This window comes from Legionella jamestowniensis, assembly GCF_001467745.1.
Taxonomy (GTDB): Bacteria; Pseudomonadota; Gammaproteobacteria; order Legionellales; family Legionellaceae; genus Tatlockia; species Tatlockia jamestowniensis.
Window position 1 is genome coordinate 879821 of sequence record NZ_LNYG01000013.1, and the last position, 17918, is coordinate 897738.

Below are 17918 nucleotides of genomic sequence, written 5' to 3' on the forward strand. Positions count from 1 at the left end.
CTATCAGGGTGAGGTATTATATCATAATACTGGCCTACTGTACAAAATTACATCATAATAAAATTGTATTGCGGACTTTGCCCTTCAATTAGAACTTGATAGGATAAAACTAATGCATTCAGAGGATGGTTACATGAAGCGACTTAAAGCATTCATCGTGTCTATTGGATTAGCTATTTTTCTCTTGTCCCATCCCAGCTATTCCCTGCCTCCAAAGCCTCATCTATGTCAAAATGCAGCCACGATATATGTTAACGCAACATTTATTACTTTAAATCCCAAACAACCAGAAGTCTCTGCCGTAGCTGTGGGGAGACATCGCTTATTAGCGCTTGGCGACAAAGCAAACTTAATGCGTGCTTGCCAGGGCAAAGACACACAGGTTATTGATTTAAAAGGGGCATATGTTGTACCAGGGTTTATCGATACTTATTCAAAATTTCTTCTTTATGGCTGGTTATCTGAAAATGCTCTCGATGTATCAACAACCAACGCGCTTAAGCAATCTGATTGGCAAGAAATTAAAAGTCTTAATACATTTTTAGCTGCTCTTAAACATAAGGCTCCTAATGCCGATGGATGGGTAATTGTGAATGGCTATGATCCATTACGCATGCAAGGGGAATCTTTAAACCAAACCATGTTAACTAATTTGCAACCTACTATCCCTACCCTTGTCCTTTATGCATCAGGGGCACAAGCCTTAGTTAATCAGGCAGCCATGCAAAAAATTACTGCTTTTAATCATGAAAAAAACATGGTTATCGATAACCATGGATTTATTCGCAATACTTCATTAATGAAAGTGTTTGGTCACCTGATCAACAAAGAAGAGGCAAGCAAGGCAATACAACAAGCAGCACGTCAATATACTCAACAAGGTTATACCACAGCGACTGAGACGATGCTTAACCCAGCCTGGATTGCTGACTATGAGCAATTAACGTTATCTCCCAACTTTCCTCTTGATGTGGTTTTGTTACCTTCAACGATTACTGAAAAGCAACGCATGGATTTGACCTATCAGGATTTTTTCCGTCTATATGCTGGACCGGTGTTGTTTAAAGTAGATGGTAGTGCTCAAGATGGAGCCGCATTTCTTACAACCCCATCATCGCTACAAACAAATCGTCTTCATTCTGGTAATAGCTGGCCTGATACCCTTAAAAAATCTCCAAGAGAATTAGAACAATTTCTTGAAGCAGCGGATAAGGAGAAAGTACCGGTAGCCCTGGAATGCAATGGTGATGCCGCTATTGATTTGGCTTTAAATTTGATTAATAAAGTACAAAATACGCCAAGTGAAGGGTCGTTAAATGCCATCATTATCAATGCCCCTTTTGTACGTAATGATCAGTTGCAACGCCTGCAACATTTAAAAGTGAAGGTCAGTTGGTTTGTGCCGCATTTTTATTACTGGGGAACTGCTTTTTGTAGTTTTTTTCGCGATGCACAGGGAAACTATCAGACAACCCCTTTAGTAAGTGCAAAAAAAATTATGACCAGTTTAAGCGCCCATGCGAACCCCCCGGCTGCGCCACCTGCCCCTTTGCACCTAATAGCAATGATGAATTCAGGTGAATTGCCAAACTGGCCACCAGGGAATGCTAGATGTGTATCAATCAAACCTGCCAAAGCATCGTTAAAGTTTATAGATGCCTTGAAAGCATTAACACTAGACGCTGCCGTGTTATATGGACTTGAAAATAATAAGGGTTCGCTTGTTCCTGGCAAATTAGCAGACATGACTTTGCTGAGTGCTAATCCCTTAAAGACCGATATACGAACAATTAAAGTGTTAGGCACAATTTCCAGAGGAGTGCTGCGTCTTAATAATGAATAAAGTAACTGTCTCACAGTATTGTCTGCGAGACAGTTACTTTTACCTTAATAGGGGACAGCAATATTATGTGGGTTATTTTGTGCCTCAAGTTCAATAATAGTTTTAATTTCTCGTTCGATAATTTTTCTCAATTCCGTATTTGCTCTCTGGCCATGCCATTGTATGGGATTTTCATTATTTGCTTTGGCATGAGCGTCATAAATTTGGATATAAGTTTTGAGTGCTTCAAGACATTTTTTTTGTTTATCCAAAGGCACCTCACTTAAGCCATCTATTTTAAACAAATCCAGAATAACATTACCTAATGCACTATTTTTCTTGACACTGGTTTCATCACCCTTATAACTTCTGGTAATTTTTAGAAGATCCAGCAACAGCGCTCCAGACAGTGCTTCTTTCAGGAAGGGGGCAACCACCAAAGCATAATCTTGACCTTTGAATGAAGCGTCAACATTGCTGTAATTTGCTTTATTATCACTGATATGTTGTGCCAACGTTTTAATAAACTGCATATCATTTATTCTATCGGAATTATAAGTCGCAGGACGAATACTTCCCAGAAAACGATTAGAGTCTTTCTCTTTTCTTATTTCTGCATAAGTTATCTCCAGTTGATTAGCAGCTTTCAATAACTCTGACATCGGGGGGATTCGAAATGGCATATTGTTCTCCAGTTATTAATTTCCTTATTACTAACCTCAAAAAACATAATGCTGCAAATACGGCTGCTTTGTATAACAGACCGAAGGCTTCAAGTATACTCTTTATTAACGCTTTAAAAGAAGAATAAAATGAATAACGGCCTACTTTTCCATATTTTTATTTTCCTCGCAGCAGCCTCTATTATTGTACCGCTGGCAAGCCGCTTTAAACTAGGCTCCGTATTAGGTTACCTCCTCATAGGAATTTTAATAGGCCCTTTTGGTTTTAATTTAATTACCAATTCAGAGCAAATTATGCATTTTGCTGAATTTGGTGTCATTATGATGTTGTTTTTAATAGGGTTGGAATTAGAACCAGCCAGATTGTGGCAATTGCGCAAATCCATCATTGGTTTAGGTGGATTGCAAGTTACCCTCACTACCATTTTGTTAATGGGGCTCGGGCTTTTGGCAGGTTATAACTGGCGGGTGAGCCTTGCCATAAGTATGGCCCTATCTCTTTCATCTACAGCCCTGGTTTTACAAATACTGCAAGAAAAAAAATTAATGCACACCGCCACTGGCGAAACTTCATTTGCTGTTCTTCTTTTTCAAGACATTGCGGTAATCCCCATTCTAATTTTAATGCCCATGCTTACCAGTCCAGAGGCAATAACGTCTACGGCTTACCCTGTTTCAGTATTAACTGGATGGTCTCATGCCGGATTAATTGCTGGCATTATTGGTGCGGTTATTTTAGCCGGCCATTACCTGTCTCATCATTTTTTTTATTTAATAGCTCAAACCAACCTGCGTGAAGTGTTTACGGCTACTTCGTTGGCTTTAATTGTAGGTATTACCTTGTTAATGCAAACAGTAGGAGTATCGCCAGGGTTAGGTGCTTTTATCGGAGGAGTAGTGTTAGCGAATTCCGCCTATAAACGTACGCTGGAAACGGATATTGAACCGTTTAAAGGATTATTACTTGGCTTGTTTTTTATTTCAGTAGGGATGAGCATGAACTTCCATCTACTGGTCCAACAGCCTATAACACTATTTAGTGTCGTAGCCAGCTTCATTTTAATAAAAATTTCAATACTCTTAATGTTGGGACGCTTCTTTGGACTTACCACATTACAAGGTATTGCCTTTGCATTAGTTCTTTCTCAAGGGAGTGAGTTTGCTTTTGTATTATTTACCTTTGCCTATAGTACAAATGTGATTAGCCTGCAGGATGCAAACTTCTTCACCTTGGCTGTCGCACTTTCTATGGCCAGTACGCCTTTTTTAGTCCTTATTTACCAATACTTAATTGTACCCAGATTTATAAGCATTTTACCTCCTCATCAATTTGATGCAATTGATATCCAACATTCTATTATTCTTGCTGGTTATGGTCGCTTTGGGCAAATTATTGGACGTTTTTTAAATGCACAAGGTATTGAGTTAACAGTACTAGAAAACGATCCACAACAGATTGAACAACTAAGAAAATTTGGTATTAAGGGGCACTTTGGTGATGCTTCTCGACTTGACTTACTCAAAAATGCAGGCGCCCAGCAGGCCAAATTACTTATTATTACTGTTGATGATCCAGATACCTCTCTTGAAATCGTAAAACTTGCAAAACAAGAATTTCCGCAACTTAAAATCTATGCACGTGCCCGCAATCGTCGTCATGCGTATGAATTACATAAAGCAGGAGTTGATTATTTCAAACGGGAAACCTTCGATTCATCGCTGTCTATGGCTCAGGAAATTATGAAATTTCTGGGCTATGAGGAAGAAAGTTTAAAAACGAAGGCGCAAGCTTTTGCCCGGCACGATGAACTTACCTTACAAAAATCCTTCACTTTTTTTGAAAAAGAGCACGAATTAATTAACCTTTCACAACAAGCCCGGGGTGAATTGGAACGAATTTTAAAGGATGATCAAATTCTTTAAACAAATGAGGGCATATTGGAAATCAGAGATTTAAGCTTTAAAATAATCAGGCTGCAATACTGCACTGTTATCAACGCATAAATCTCTGTCACTTGGCGCTTACTGACTTTCTTTATAACGCTCAACGCTTGCTATAACTTCTTTTCGAGCTGCTTCTGGCCCTTCCCAACCATTCACTTTAACCCATTTGCCCTCTTCTAGATCTTTATAGTGCTGGAAGAAATGCTCAAGTGATGATAGCAAATGCTGTGGTAAATCCTTATACGTTTCCACTTTTTCATACATTTTGGTTAATTTGTTAGTTGGCACAGCAAGAAGCTTGGCATCTACTCCAGCTTCGTCCGCCATCTTCAGCATCCCCACCACACGACAAGGAATAACGGAACCACTGTATAAAGGTACCGGAGTTACAACCAGTACATCCACCGGGTCACCATCTTCAGATAACGTTTGAGGGATATAACCGTAGTTAGCAGGGTAATACATCGCGGTTGTCAAAAAACGATCGACAAATAAGGCTCCCGTTTCCTTGCTAACTTCATATTTAACAGGCTCCCCGTGCATAGGAATTTCTATAATGACATTGATTTCATTCGGTACATCACGGCCACTTTTAATACTCATTAAACCCATTTTCTCGCACCAATCTAATTTTAAAGACGCGCTATTATGCGCAAAACGGTCTTAAAAGGCAAAAAATTACTATTTCCAACAAGGTGAAATTATATGCACTTCAGGACAAAAATCATGCTCTTTGAATTAAATTCATACCATTATTCTAAGCAAAGCGAAGGACCTCCCGCAGATAAGTCTTGAGCTTCAACAATGAGATTCTTTCGTTTGCCCCAAAGACGTACGTCATGTCGAACGTAGTGAGACATCCTGCAAAGGGATCCCTCACTACGTTCGGGATGACGGTCGTTTTTTTTGATGTTTGCCACAGTGTGGCTGGGATACTCAGGATGATAATAATGTCGTTTATATTTGGTTAAAATAGGATTTTGCCCTGCATTAGTTTTCAGGGCACTTTTTTATCCATACTAACTCGAGCTATAATTGTAGGTTAAGCCAAAACTATCAGGATGAATATGAGCTGCTTATTTTGTAAGATTGCCTCAGGGGAAATAAAAGCGGATATTGTGTTTGAAACCCAAGAGATTCTTGTGATACGCGATATAAAACCACAAGCTCCTATACACCTGTTGCTAATTCCGAAAAAGCATATTGCGACGATTAACGATGCAGATAGCAAGGATGAGCAATTGTTAGGCCGTATGATACTAACAGCAAAAAATATGGCCAAAGTGGAGCAGCTAAGCGAAGACGGATATCGGCTGGTATTTAATGTTAACTCCGGTGGCGGGCAGGAAGTTTACCACATTCATTTACATCTACTGGGTGGCCGACAGATGACTTGGCCTCCAGGCTAGGATTCGTACAATGCACGAACTATATAAACAAATTTTAAAGAGAATTGGTGAAGACCCAGAACGAGAGGGATTGCGTGATACCCCTGAACGAGCTGCAAATGCTTTGCTTTATCTAACCAAAGGGTATCATGAACAGCTCGATGATATTATTAACGATGCCCTATTCGAGTCTGATATGAGTGAAATGGTCATCGTAAAAGACATTGAGATGTATTCCATGTGTGAACATCACTTGCTTCCCTTTCTTGGAAAATGCCACGTAGGCTATTTACCTAACGGTAAAGTATTGGGGCTATCCAAAATAGCACGTATTGTAGATTACTTCGCGCGCCGGTTACAAATTCAGGAGCGATTGACTTCCGAAATTGCAAATTGCATTCAATCAATTACTGGAGCACGTGGGGTCGCTGTTGTCATGGAAGCCAAGCATATGTGCATGATGATGCGAGGTGTTGAAAAACAGAACTCCGTAATGACCACCTCAGTCATGCTGGGTGACATGCGAAATAACCCTTCAAGCCGCAGTGAATTTCTGCAATTAATTGGTTAAACGCCTGGAGCATGCCTTTGTTTGTTTTTGCAAGGCGAAATTTTGAATAATTTTATGTAAGAATACCAGTAGGTTGGCTTTACTGATGAATACAGTTAGAGCCAATTGCTTTTCAACAAGTTATGAATTCTTAAGTATTCATTTGACTTCGCTATTTTCTTGTAAAATAATCCAATATCATCGATTTCTTCACCAATGCCCTTATAGAATCAATAAGTTAAGAAAAATTATGATTGTTATTTTCGTTCATGGTTGGAGTGTCACACATACCAATACTTATGGGGAGCTTCCGCAATGGCTTGAACGTGAGGGCAAAGACGGAAAGCTGGATATTCAAGTTGGTAATATTTATCTTGGGCACTATATTAGCTTTGACGATACAGTTACAGTCGACGATATTGCCCGTGCATTTGACCATGCAGTGCGTGATGGAATTGCTGATAAGCTGCGAGATGGGGAACGTTTTGCTTGTATTACTCACTCAGCCGGTGGCCCCGTTGTTCGAAAATGGATGGATTTATATTTTAAAAATAATCTTGCAAAATGCCCATTGAGTCATCTGATTATGCTGGCTCCCGCAAACCACGGTTCTGCGCTTGCCCAACTTGGTAAATCCCGACTAGGCCGTATAAAAAGTTTTTTTGAAGGTATTGAACCGGGACAGCATGTCCTTGATTGGCTTGAGCTTGGCAGTGATATGAGCTGGAAACTTAATGAAAGTTGGCTTGATTACAATTGCACAACCAACGGCATCTATGCCTTTGTACTTACAGGCCAGAAAATTGATCGCCAGCTGTATGATGCTATTAACTCTTACACCGGGGAATCCGGGTCTGATGGAGTGATACGCGTCGCTGCTGCAAATATGAATTATAGTCTATTAAAGTTACATCAGGAGGGTACTAACGGTGAAAATCTTGTTGTCGCTAATATGACACGTACAAAACCCATGGCATTTGGTGTTCTGCCAGGGTGTTCTCACTCCGGTAAAAGAATGGGAATTATTCGCAGTGTTACCATGGCCAATGCAGCCACCCATCCTACGGCCATATGGATCTTACGATGCCTTCAAGTAAAAAATCGTGACTCCTATAATACATTGACAAAAGAGCTAGCTAAGCTTACTGAAGAAACCCAGCACAATGAACATATACAAGTTGTGAACACACCTCTCTATAAGCGCAAATACATTACAAACCGCTACTCCATGATTATATTTCGACTTGTTGATGACAGGGGAAACTATCTTAACGATTATGATCTGTATCTAACTGCCGGCCCCCAATATAGCGAACATGCGCTACCCAAAGGTTTCTTTGGAGATCGTCAGCGAAACCAACATAATCAAGGAAAGCTTACGTATTACCTTGACTACGATATTATGGAAGCCGGGATTAACACGCCAAAAATGCAAGGTAATCTCGGATTTCGTATCAGGGCACGCCCCGAAGCGAGTGACCAAGCCCTTGCTTATTACAAGTTACTTGACTTTCATTCCTCGCTTGCTGATATTAATAAAATTCTGCATCCGAATGAAACAGTAATGGTTGAAATTATGCTACAAAGAAGGGTCGATAGAACTGTCTCTCGTATCACCAACATCCTTACTCCAGCAAAAATCAATTCAAAACCAAGTGGCAAAACAGTAGATTAATATTTAAAGGATATATTATTGTTGTTTATTGCATTTGTATTTTTTTAATCCAGATCTTGTTTCATGTGGGCCTCATCTTGTCTACTATTCTTGTAGCGCAACTAAGGATTGCAATAATTGCAGTACTGTGGTTCAACCAATTGTAATCCATCTTTTCTAGGTTTTATTTCCTTGTAATCACATTGTATGCATTTCCAAACTTCATCCCTAAAAAAAGAGGTAGGTGAATCACACACTTTGTAATTTAAATGTCCTTGAGTATTTGCATATCCAAAACCTGGTGCTTTACATTCGGGACAAAAACTTGCAATTTTAAGTGTTAATTTATGTGCAAGCTCTCTTATGACCCCCATTCTTGTTGGATTCATCATGGCACGCATGTCAGTTGCCAAATATAATTGATTTTCTTTTTGAAAACCTTTCTTTAAAGCGCTAGACAATGAAGACAGGTCTTTTATTCCCTTGGCAATTACTTCTTTTGTTGTATTAGTTTGAAGGGTAACAGCATGGTTAGGAAAACCAATTTTGGTTAAAAAACTCTTTAATTCTGTTTGGCTATCAATAGTTACCATATTAAAATTTGTTTTTTCTGAAATTAATTGCTCTGAGATTATCCAATTATTTTTTTTATCATAAAAAACCATAATTTCATGGCCAGCAGGTATAAAGGGTATAGCGGGATGGGGGCCAAAACTTCCCTCGCTTGCCAAACTAAGCTCATACCCATAGAGTTCTATGGCTTTTTTTGCTTTTAAAAGGCAAGTTTCATAAGGGTTTAATAGTCTGGGCTTCTCCCCTGTAAATGTCCCAAATTGATCAGTATCAAAGCTTTCAACACAAACCTCACAATTTAGATTCTTTAAAAAAATATTGGATATTGCTTTTTCTTTTCCATGCATGGTAGCAAGCAAAACTTGTTTATTGTCATAATAGTTCATGGAGTTTCCTTTAATCCTGTCTAAAGTTGTAAAGCGTTCTTTTCGTTACCCCAATCCAATGACCTGGCTTTTCAAGTCTATAAAATTGATTATCCGTAGGGTCAATTACAATTAAATGTACCCATTCATTAAAAAATAAATTTTCTAGGATCTTATGCTTTTTGATAATAGAGCTAACTATATCTCGGGGTGCCAAGACTACAGTTAACAAACGTTGGGGTATATGATAATACTTTTGATCGTTAATCATCACTGACTGAACCGGTAAGCCATGCATTAAATCACTGGCATTACCTTGCATAACACCAATTTTTCCGGTGACATTATGAGTAATTTTACTTCCACTTCCATAGCTTATGTTATCAATTGTTGAAAATAAATACTGTGCATTAATCCACTGTGCCACAATCATTGGCGCAGTTAAAATCATTTCCAGATAAACTCCGTCAGGGTCATTTTCCCATTTATAAGAATGAAGAAAACATCTACCCGCTAGATTAAGATCTTTGGTTAAACAGCGAGGGGCGACTATAAAAGCCGCGTTACGAGCCAATCCCCACTCTGGTCTTACCTCAGACCAATCATTACTTCTTCGAAATATATTTTTAGGACTCTGAATTACTGTTAAGTTTAAACTTCGTTCCTTGTTGTTTGCTGATTGAGCCCTTTTTAAATTCTCTTTCAGCTCACTAAGAATAGTTGGATAAATTACCCGTTGAGCCTTATCAAAAACCTCCACTGCATCGGTGGTGGTATTATGCAGCGCCCCAAAAAACTGTGTATCCAATGGAATGTGGATACCTTTATCTTCCAGACTTTGGCGCACTTCAACCTTGTTTAAAATGGTAGCGAGAAGTCTTGCATTTATGTCACCTTGGTTCCCGCCGCAAGCACCACAATCTAATGATGATGCATAGGGATTATTTAGAGTTGTACTTCCATGACCACAAAAAACAACGACCTTTGCAAAATTGGAAGTCAAGCCCATCAAATTCAAAATGGTTTCTGCGTGGTTAATCTGTTGGTGAAGCGTCATAGGTGAATTATTTTCTATTTCAGTTATTGTAAACACTGATTTAACTTGTTCTAGTTTTATTGAAGCCAATTTTTTTATAAAAGTACTTACTTTTCTTGAAATATTGGGGAACGTAGACTGCAAAAGCATGCGCAGGCCATACCAGGGTCCTAAGGCTTCAACCAAAGAAAAAGCGGTGGAAAAATTATATTTTAATTGCGGATAGAGCTGTAAAAATGCTTTATTTGCCTCGTTAACCGTATTTATATTGTTGACTAAATCAGAATTTGCTAAAAATTTTTCCTCAACTTGAAAACTAGGCTTTAAAAGAACAGGACAAAGATCTTTGAGTTGTTCATTATTCTTTATTTGAATCGCTAACCCAAAAAATCCTGCAAAGCCTAGTGTTTCATAGTTGCCACACTGCTCTAAAGCACGACGAAAAGGTTCAGAGCGGACATCAATACAAAAAACCATCTGTACATCCGCCCTTTTAGAGTGACGAGTTTTTTTATTGACATAAGGGAAAAGAGCATTTAGCAATTCAGTTCTATAAGTAATTTCATTTTGCTTTAAATCCTTAATAAGTTGTTTTAAATGGAAACCACCACTTTCTTCTTTTTTTTTTCTTGCGCTGCATCAGGCCACATAAGGCAGGTAATCACTAATCTGATGGCCACAAAATCAGTCAATGTAACTGGCTTTTCACCGGGATTTATAATATTTTTCCATTCTGATCGCCATTTAACATAACCAGCCCAACCAGGTAAATATTGCAGCGTTTGTTTGATAAATTGCACACGGCGATTCACATCAACACCAAGCTGTTCTAGACAAAAATGGACCGCTTCTTCAGCCGTTTTGGGTAAATTTTTTATCCAATGCTTTAACTCTTTTTTATTTCTATGCAGCTGCTTATCATAATAAGCCAATGCTAAAAAGCCCTGGTAGAAGCCTTTGTCTCGATGGGGCATTTCAATAGCCCCTTGCCCTGCATCCAGAAAACCGCCACACCATTTAATCATCTGAAGATTGACCTCTTCCAGAGGTACATTACGTTTCTGCCTTTCCCGATTTAAATTCCCCTGTGTTAAAGCCTCCTCAAAACTTCTAGCCTCAAACCCTTGCAACGGATTGCAAGCAATAAATGTTTCAAGTGGCCAAACAGGTACTATTTCTTGTGCACAAGTTTTTATAAGCAAACGTATTTCAGCCTGTACACTTTCGAAATTATCGTTTATGGATTGAGAAATCTCGTAGTGATCCCTTTCTTTTATTAACGCTGAGCTTTTCATTAAAGACTCCTTAATTAAAATTAGTAGTAATAAAGATTTCGTAACGTGGTTACAGTTTTTGGATGAGGTTGACTTGCATTCATCATTGCTACATAGAAACGACTCCAAAATTGTGTTCTTTTGATGCGTACAAATACTCCAAGATTAGTAACTATCCATAGGGTAAAGAAAACAACCATGGGAATAAGATGTATTAGCGTAAGCTTTGAGATAGAGGATATGACTAGCTGTGGAACTAATGACTCAATCAAAAAAATGCTTAACCCGTAGAAAACACCTGCAATGCTACTTAGTACATAGGTCATGGTGATTCGTTTAAAAGTTGGATTGCTGTTAAGCAAAGTGAGGCTAAACTGAGCACCAGCAATGAAAGCAAACATTAAAAGAAAAGTGGTAGGCGCCAGGAAGAAAATAGGTTTATTAATGGTTATCGCAAATAGTGCCATTGCTATAAACCCACCTATAAGCGCTGTCAAAAACGATTTTAAGGGAGTGCCGGTTGTTTCTTTCAGGCTTTTTTGATGAATCGCCGAACCAGCATTAAGGAAAAGATAGGCTTTGAACAACCCATGCCAGCATAAATGTGCAATCGCTGAAGCATATAGCCCCAGACCGCATTGCATCATCATAAATCCCATTTGGGCTAAGGTGGAACAAGCAAGCATTCTTTTAATATCATGCTGGATCAACTTCCAAAATGTTCCAAGCAGAGCAGATAAAGCACCCAGTAAAAATAAACAGGTTAAGATCTTTTCATCAAATAAGGGTGCAAATCTTATGATCAAGATTCCTCCTCCACTAATAAGGCCAGCATGCATCAAAGCAGATACAGGAGTGGGGGAATTTAATGAACTAATAAGCCATCGATGAAAAGGCCACAGGGCAGACTGCATAACTGCTGAGATAACTAATAAAGTCGAAAAAAATAAGTGTATTTGAGGTGATAATTGATGCGATAGATTTAACAAAGAGTTAATCGATGTGAGATGGGTTACTTGTGTTATAAAATTAATTGCACTTAGTAGTATGACACTACCTGGTACTAATGTTTTTAAAGCTAACACCCCAGCGCTTTTGGCAGGAGCCCATTCTTTTTTATGAATCATTAATACTACAAGTAAAAAATTACTTAATGTCCATAAAAACGCAAAGATGAAAAGATTATCAGTGAGTACCATCCATGTTGTGCTTAATGTAATTGCTGATAGATTGAAAAAATAACGACGGTAGAACCTATCCCCATCCATGTAGTGAACAGAGTAACGGTGAACAATGAAACTAATAAAAAAAATTAACGTACAAAGTAATAGAGGTACGGTATTTAAGTTCTCTGCAAAATTTACTGCCGTGCGACTAAAATGAACCCCTGTTAAAAGTATTAATCCAGCCACAAACCCACTCCCCATGAAGTAACTTGCTAGTCTTGCAGCCAGATGTGATCTTTTTTTTCCTATCATAGCGTTAACAAATAAAGCTAATATTGGAAAAACAGCTTCGAAATGTATTAAATTTAAAATCATTTTATGCGACCGCCATTAGAAAAATTGTTTTAATGATTTAAATTTATAAGAAAATGTGATAGAAATAAAATTAATAATTTTTATCAATATAATTAGGATTTCTAATGTCTCTTGATACAGTCACGTTACAATGTTTCTTAGCAGTAGCTGAGACGTTAAGTTTTACAAAGGCAGCACTTCGTGTTGGACGTACTCAATCTGCAGTCAGCCAGCAAATTGCCAAACTTGAAAATATGATTGAAAAACCTCTTTTTTTTCGTGGCAAAGAGTTATCGTTGACCTCAGATGGAGAATTATTCTTAGGCTATGCTAAAAGAATTTACGAATTACAAAGAGAGTCGATTGATCGGTTTAAGGCGCCAGAACTTGAGGGAGAATTACGGCTTGGACTTCCTGAAGATTTCGCTTCGATGATTTTATCAGATGTTTTAGTAGAATTCTCAAGACTTCATCCTAGAGTCTTACTGAATGTTGAATGTGATCTAACCCTCAATTTACTAGAACGTTTTAATCAAGGATATTTTGATTTAATTCTGATAAAAACTAACAAGCGCCATGAAGTCGGGCAAGGTATTACCGTTTGGAACGAACCTGTTGAATGGGCAGGAAAACTAGAGCTTTTTTCTTCCTGGAATCCAGAAGCACCACTTCCATTGGTGCTTTCTCCTGCCCCCTGTGTTTATCGTGGAAATGTTATTGACTCTTTGAATCAAAAAAAAATAAATTGGCGACTTGTTTACAGTAGCTCCAGTTATGCAGGTAAAATGGCTGCCGTGCGTGCGGGATTAGGTATCACTGCAATTCAGCGAAGTTTAATTCCTGTTTACTTAGATCGCTTGGATTTTCACTTTTTACCCAGATTGACTGATCTTCATGTCTCACTACTTAAAAAAGAGGAAACCAATAAAGCGATTGATTCTTTGGAATTTTTTATTTTAAAAAAATTAAAGCATTAAGGGCGCCCATGGAAAGGAAAAAAATTGTTTCAATTTATGATGTCCTGGATAAGTCAGCCATCTTGTCTATAGGAATGATGAGCACTTTTTCAGGCATACTCTATTTGGGCATCCCTATTGCCGCTCAAACTCTGATTAATTTAATTGCTTTCGGCAAATTATTACAACCATTACTCACATTATCTATAATTGTGTTTATTTTAATGATTGGATTAGGGGCACTTCATATTTGGCAAGCCGTCATTATTGAAATAATCCAACAAAAATTAATGGTAAAAATCAGTCTAGCCTTGACCAAACAATTTACCCATCTTTCGTTAAATACCTTTTCAACCCATCATGGCCCAGAATTGGTTAATCGCTATTTTGAGATTGTTTCAATCAATAAATCATTGGCAAATTTGCTTTTTTATGGAATTAATTTGGGATTACAGCTTTTTTTTGGCCTTCTTCTTCTACTAATTTATCATCCACTTTTCTTGGCTTATGATCTTCTTATGCTCTTGGGGATTTTTTTAGTCATTTTTATTCCTTACAAAAAAGCCTCCTCGAGTGCAAAGAAAGAGTGTACCCAAAAGCATGAGATTGGTGCTTGGCTAGAAGAAATTCTAATTAATCGTTTCCTCTTTCGTTTTAATTTATATCACCAATATGCAACCAAAGAGACCGACATAAAGTTAGTTGGATTTCTTAAAGCACGAAACACTCATTTTAAGCAATTGATAAAACATCAACTCGGTTTCTATTTTCTCTCTGCCTTAGCAAGTAGTCTTCTTCTGGGCGTTGGAGGGTATCTTGTTATTCACAACCAGCTTAGTCTTGGACAGTTAGTTGCGGCTGAAATTGTTTTAGGTGCTTTAATTTACGCTTTTAAGCGATTTGGTGCCTTAATGGAAAACTATTATGACTTAGTTGCCTCAGCAAATAAAATTGATGATGTCCTTTATTTACCAACCGAGTCATCTAAAGGCTCATCACCGGAAATTTTTCTTCCAGCCACTCACATGAAGGTTAAATTTAAGGAAAACTCTGCCCAGGTAACCTATGATAGGCCTTTAGAGGTTTACTCAGAAACCCCTGAATATTGTGAACAATTTATTCAAAATGTCCTAGGCTTTACGGTAGCAGAGGATTTTGAAGTATTTGTTAATCATATCAAATGTTCCCAGTCACATCTTATGATGCTACGTCAATACAGTTTATTTTTAGCAGCACCACAATGGTTTGCCGGAAGCATCTATGACAATTTGGTACTTAATCATCGAATTGACAAAAAAACAATAATAGAACAGTTAAAAGACCTTGAATTACTTGAAAAAATTATGGAGCTCCCCGCTGAAGTTGACACTGTCATTTATGACTGGCAATCAGTATTTACCGAATTAGAAATGATTAAACTTATGATTATTCGAGCTCTTTTGCTTAAACCCAAAATTTTAATCATTGATAGAGCCTTTGATTTAATTAATGAGGTAGAAATTCGTGGATTAATAGAGAAATTATTAACTTTAGAAAACACACTTTTCATTTTGGTTACCCATAATCAACAATTTCATTACTTTGATAATCATTTGGTCTTACACTCATGAAATTACATGCTTATGCAATGATTAAAAAACTACCTCGGCCGCATAAAGTGGCCAAAGTAATTTTGCTTGTATTATTGTTGTTTTTATTACTTTTAGGCGCAGTTCCCTGGCAACAATTTGCACTCGGCAATGGGCAAGTTATTGCTTTCTCGCCCAATGAGCGAGCACATACGGTGAATAGCCCTATTAATGGACGTATAAAGCAATGGTTTGTTGATGAAGGGATGCAAGTGAAACCCGGTGATCCGATTGTTGAAATCTCAGATAATGACCCTGAACTATTAAGTCGCTTGGAAACAGAAAAAAAAGCAATTCTACTTCGTATTCAATCGGCCAAACAGGCTATTACTGCAAGTAATGCAAATTTAGCTAGACAAAAACGGCTATATAAAGAGGGTATTAATTCAAAACGTCAGTACGAATTGGCACAGATAGAATATGCGAAATATCAAAATGAACTTGCGCAAGCAAATATTGATAAAGTGGATATCGATGTCCGCATAGCCAGACAAAAAACGCAGTTAATTAAAGCACATGCTACAGGAACTATTTATAAACGACTTACAGGACAAGAAAGTGTTGTGGTCAAGGCCGGTGATGTACTTGCACAGATTATTCCAGACACGCAATCGCGAGCAGTTGCACTATGGGTAGATGGAAATGATATTCCCTTTGTTCGATTAAATCAGAAAGCACGTCTTCAATTCGAAGGTTGGCCAGCTGTTCAGTTTTATGGCTGGCCTGAAATTGCAGTAGGTACTTTTGGAGGAGTAGTATCCTTTATTGATCCAATTGATAATGGCTCGGGTATGTTTCGCGTAGTTATTACCCCTGATGAACTTTGGCCCGACAAACAATTTTTACGACAAGGTGTTAAAGTACACGGGTGGATACAGCTTGGCAAAGTGCCTCTATGGTATGAACTTTGGCGGCAATTTAATGGTTTCCCCCCAGAAAGCTATTCTGCCGGGACAGCACAGCAATGATGTATTCTATTTTGCAAAGAAAGAAATATTTTTTATTATTACTATTAATGTCATTCAACGCTTTTACAAAAGAATCTCTAACATTGAAAGACGTTCTATCGAGTGTGGAATGTTTTTATCCACAAATAAGAATTGCTCAGCTTGAAATAAACAAAGCCCAAGGTGATTTTTTAAGCGCAGTTGGACAGTTTGATCCATCTTTAGATATTAATACACGTTCACAACCATTCGGCGGGTATGTAAATAATTACGGTGACGGTCAATTTAATATTCCTACGATGTACAATGGAATTAAATTCTTTGGTGGATATCGATTAGGCAGGGGAGATTGGCCTATTTATTACCAAAATTATTTAACGAATTCAGGCGGTGAGTATAGGGCTGGTTTATCCTTACCTTTACTAAAAGATAGAAGAATTGATAAAGAAAGAACCGAGTTATTATCCAAGGCGCAACTGATCCAGGTAAAACTACAAGAGGTTCAATTAACAAAAATTAAAATCTATAAAGAAGCGATTAATGCTTATTGGAGGTGGGTGGAAGCTGGTTTGCAACTAAGAAACTTTGAAGCATTATTAAAACTTGCCAAAGTGAGGCAAAATGCAATCAGTAAACAGGCAGAGAGAGGTGACTTACCGACCCTTTCCGTCAGTGAAAATTTACAATTAATTATGCAGCGTCAGCAATTGCTAAATCAAAGTAAGATGGTATTTGAACAAGCTGCAATCAATTTATCATTGTATTATCGTGGTAAAGATGGAAAACCTAAAATAGCGTTACCCAGTGTAATACCTCAATTTTTATCCAGATTACCGGCACAAATAGCTACAAGCCTTGGGCAACTACAAAATCATCCCCTCCTCAAAAAACTTGATGAGTACACTGAGGTGCTTAAATTAAAAAGAAATTTGGCTCAAAATGATTTACTTCCTAATCTTGATGCAACAGCTTACACCTTCAAGCAAGAAGGAAGCGGTGGGTATCCACAATTAATCCCTCAAGCAGGTATGGTAGGTTTATCTTTTAAATTCCCACTTCTACAACGTGAGGCAAAAGGCAGGATAATATCCACTAATAGTGAATTACAGCAAGTTTTAGCGGAGAGAAAATTTTTATACGAACAATTAAAAATCGAACTTAATAACCTGTTTGTAGGAATAAAAGCTTATGAACGTCAGGTAGAGCTCTTAAAAAAAGAATTAGATCTAGCCCAACGCGTTCAAACCGGTGAAGCTAAGAAATTTTATGAGGGAGATAGCACACTGTTCCTAGTTAACCAGAGAGAACAAGCAACAGCCCAAGTTAAATTTAATTTAATTAACGCTAAGATTAAACTCTATGAGATGAATGATTTAGCTTATTTTTTTTCTTCTACGAATATTAAGTTAAATGGTGTGATTAACAAAAAATAATAATTTCTTGCAGGCATTCTATGATGGCACTCCACTTCACTATAATAAAAAAATAATTGATGTTAATTAAAAACAAATTGCGCACGCATAAGAAACCCGGTTACCGTGTTTCAACGTCACCGGGCTACAGATTCTAAATGAAGGT

The 17918-nt window shown here is 37.8% G+C and carries 15 protein-coding genes; 9 read left to right on the forward strand and 6 right to left on the reverse strand.

Annotated features, from left to right (window positions below; translation table 11 throughout):
- The first annotated feature begins 133 nt into the window (after nucleotides 1–133).
- Nucleotides 134–1843 (forward strand): amidohydrolase family protein, encoded by a 1710-nt coding sequence (locus Ljam_RS08240; protein WP_162262919.1) that lies wholly within the window; start codon nucleotides 134–136, stop codon nucleotides 1841–1843.
- Nucleotides 1844–1887: 44 nt separating this feature from the next.
- Here the strand turns inward: Ljam_RS08240 and Ljam_RS08245 are convergent, their stop codons facing one another.
- Nucleotides 1888–2505 (reverse strand): hypothetical protein, encoded by a 618-nt coding sequence (locus Ljam_RS08245; protein WP_058449570.1) that lies wholly within the window; start codon nucleotides 2503–2505, stop codon nucleotides 1888–1890.
- Between the two features lie 129 nt (nucleotides 2506–2634).
- On the opposite strand from Ljam_RS08245, the gene Ljam_RS08250 reads away from it, so the two are divergent.
- On the forward strand, nucleotides 2635–4428 hold the full coding sequence (locus Ljam_RS08250; protein ID WP_058449571.1) for a monovalent cation:proton antiporter-2 (CPA2) family protein: 1794 nt from the start codon (nucleotides 2635–2637) through the stop codon (nucleotides 4426–4428).
- Between the two features lie 99 nt (nucleotides 4429–4527).
- Here the strand turns inward: Ljam_RS08250 and ppa are convergent, their stop codons facing one another.
- The gene (ppa, locus tag Ljam_RS08255; RefSeq protein ID WP_058449572.1) at nucleotides 4528–5061 is read right to left on the reverse strand and encodes an inorganic diphosphatase; all 534 of its coding nucleotides are present in this window, start codon (nucleotides 5059–5061) and stop codon (nucleotides 4528–4530) included.
- Nucleotides 5062–5516: 455 nt separating this feature from the next.
- Here ppa and Ljam_RS08260 point away from each other — a divergent pair, with 455 nt between their 5' ends.
- The 3 genes from Ljam_RS08260 (at nucleotide 5517) to plaB (ending at nucleotide 8062) form a co-directional block, all read left to right on the forward strand.
- Nucleotides 5517–5858 (forward strand): histidine triad nucleotide-binding protein, encoded by a 342-nt coding sequence (locus tag Ljam_RS08260; protein WP_058449573.1) that lies wholly within the window; start codon nucleotides 5517–5519, stop codon nucleotides 5856–5858.
- 10 nt (nucleotides 5859–5868) lie between these two features.
- A complete protein-coding gene (gene folE, locus Ljam_RS08265) occupies nucleotides 5869–6408 on the forward strand; it encodes a GTP cyclohydrolase I FolE (protein WP_058449574.1) in 540 nt (179 codons plus the stop codon).
- A gap of 229 nt (nucleotides 6409–6637) precedes the next feature.
- Nucleotides 6638–8062: a phospholipase PlaB gene (plaB, locus tag Ljam_RS08270; protein ID WP_058449575.1), complete on the forward strand. Its 1425-nt coding sequence runs from the start codon at nucleotides 6638–6640 to the stop codon at nucleotides 8060–8062.
- A 101-nt stretch (nucleotides 8063–8163) separates the two neighbouring features.
- Here the strand turns inward: plaB and Ljam_RS08275 are convergent, their stop codons facing one another.
- From Ljam_RS08275 to Ljam_RS08285, 4 genes are read right to left on the reverse strand one after another with little or no spacing between them, the layout of a single operon-like run.
- The gene (locus Ljam_RS08275; RefSeq protein WP_058449576.1) at nucleotides 8164–9000 is read right to left on the reverse strand and encodes a DUF6671 family protein; all 837 of its coding nucleotides are present in this window, start codon (nucleotides 8998–9000) and stop codon (nucleotides 8164–8166) included.
- A gap of 10 nt (nucleotides 9001–9010) precedes the next feature.
- A complete protein-coding gene (locus Ljam_RS08280; RefSeq protein WP_274519495.1) occupies nucleotides 9011–10558 on the reverse strand; it encodes a putative inorganic carbon transporter subunit DabA in 1548 nt (515 codons plus the stop codon).
- A gap of 50 nt (nucleotides 10559–10608) precedes the next feature.
- Nucleotides 10609–11310 (reverse strand): putative inorganic carbon transporter subunit DabA, encoded by a 702-nt coding sequence (locus Ljam_RS15590; protein ID WP_274519496.1) that lies wholly within the window; start codon nucleotides 11308–11310, stop codon nucleotides 10609–10611.
- A gap of 20 nt (nucleotides 11311–11330) precedes the next feature.
- Nucleotides 11331–12830, reverse strand: coding sequence for a proton-conducting transporter transmembrane domain-containing protein (locus Ljam_RS08285; protein ID WP_058449577.1), 1500 nt, complete (start codon nucleotides 12828–12830; stop codon nucleotides 11331–11333).
- A gap of 104 nt (nucleotides 12831–12934) precedes the next feature.
- Between Ljam_RS08285 and Ljam_RS08290 the strand changes: the two genes are divergently transcribed.
- Genes Ljam_RS08290 through Ljam_RS08305 form a run of 4 tightly spaced genes read left to right on the forward strand, consistent with a single transcriptional unit; the run spans nucleotide 12935 to nucleotide 17773 of the window.
- Entirely contained in the window at nucleotides 12935–13786 is an 852-nt protein-coding gene (locus Ljam_RS08290; RefSeq protein WP_058449578.1) for a LysR substrate-binding domain-containing protein, read from the forward strand.
- An 8-nt stretch (nucleotides 13787–13794) separates the two neighbouring features.
- A complete protein-coding gene (locus Ljam_RS08295; protein ID WP_131762402.1) occupies nucleotides 13795–15375 on the forward strand; it encodes an ABC transporter transmembrane domain-containing protein in 1581 nt (526 codons plus the stop codon).
- Nucleotides 15372–16361: an HlyD family secretion protein gene (locus Ljam_RS08300; protein ID WP_058449579.1), complete on the forward strand. Its 990-nt coding sequence runs from the start codon at nucleotides 15372–15374 to the stop codon at nucleotides 16359–16361. Before Ljam_RS08295 ends, Ljam_RS08300 begins: the two co-directional genes overlap by 4 nt.
- Nucleotides 16358–17773, forward strand: a complete 1416-nt coding sequence (locus tag Ljam_RS08305; RefSeq protein WP_082651604.1) for a TolC family protein — start codon at nucleotides 16358–16360, stop codon at nucleotides 17771–17773. The genes Ljam_RS08300 and Ljam_RS08305 overlap by 4 nt, the downstream gene beginning before the upstream one ends.
- Nucleotides 17774–17918: the final 145 nt, after the last annotated feature.

Bases quoted from the DNA above. Each gene is read 5' to 3' on its own strand.
- Ljam_RS08290 (WP_058449578.1), top strand. From the start codon at position 12,935: ATGTCTCTTGATACAGTCACGTTACAATGTTTCTTAGCAGTAGCTGAG.
- Ljam_RS15590 (WP_274519496.1), bottom strand. From the start codon at position 11,310: ATGAAAAGCTCAGCGTTAATAAAAGAAAGGGATCACTACGAGATTTCT.
- Ljam_RS08275 (WP_058449576.1), bottom strand. From the start codon at position 9,000: ATGAACTATTATGACAATAAACAAGTTTTGCTTGCTACCATGCATGGA.
- folE (WP_058449574.1), top strand. From the start codon at position 5,869: ATGCACGAACTATATAAACAAATTTTAAAGAGAATTGGTGAAGACCCA.
- Ljam_RS08240 (WP_162262919.1), top strand. From the start codon at position 134: ATGAAGCGACTTAAAGCATTCATCGTGTCTATTGGATTAGCTATTTTT.
- Ljam_RS08305 (WP_082651604.1), top strand. From the start codon at position 16,358: ATGATGTATTCTATTTTGCAAAGAAAGAAATATTTTTTATTATTACTA.
- Ljam_RS08285 (WP_058449577.1), bottom strand. From the start codon at position 12,830: ATGATTTTAAATTTAATACATTTCGAAGCTGTTTTTCCAATATTAGCT.
- Ljam_RS08300 (WP_058449579.1), top strand. From the start codon at position 15,372: ATGAAATTACATGCTTATGCAATGATTAAAAAACTACCTCGGCCGCAT.
- Ljam_RS08295 (WP_131762402.1), top strand. From the start codon at position 13,795: ATGGAAAGGAAAAAAATTGTTTCAATTTATGATGTCCTGGATAAGTCA.
- Ljam_RS08260 (WP_058449573.1), top strand. From the start codon at position 5,517: ATGAGCTGCTTATTTTGTAAGATTGCCTCAGGGGAAATAAAAGCGGAT.
- Ljam_RS08245 (WP_058449570.1), bottom strand. From the start codon at position 2,505: ATGCCATTTCGAATCCCCCCGATGTCAGAGTTATTGAAAGCTGCTAAT.
- plaB (WP_058449575.1), top strand. From the start codon at position 6,638: ATGATTGTTATTTTCGTTCATGGTTGGAGTGTCACACATACCAATACT.
- Ljam_RS08250 (WP_058449571.1), top strand. From the start codon at position 2,635: ATGAATAACGGCCTACTTTTCCATATTTTTATTTTCCTCGCAGCAGCC.
- ppa (WP_058449572.1), bottom strand. From the start codon at position 5,061: ATGGGTTTAATGAGTATTAAAAGTGGCCGTGATGTACCGAATGAAATC.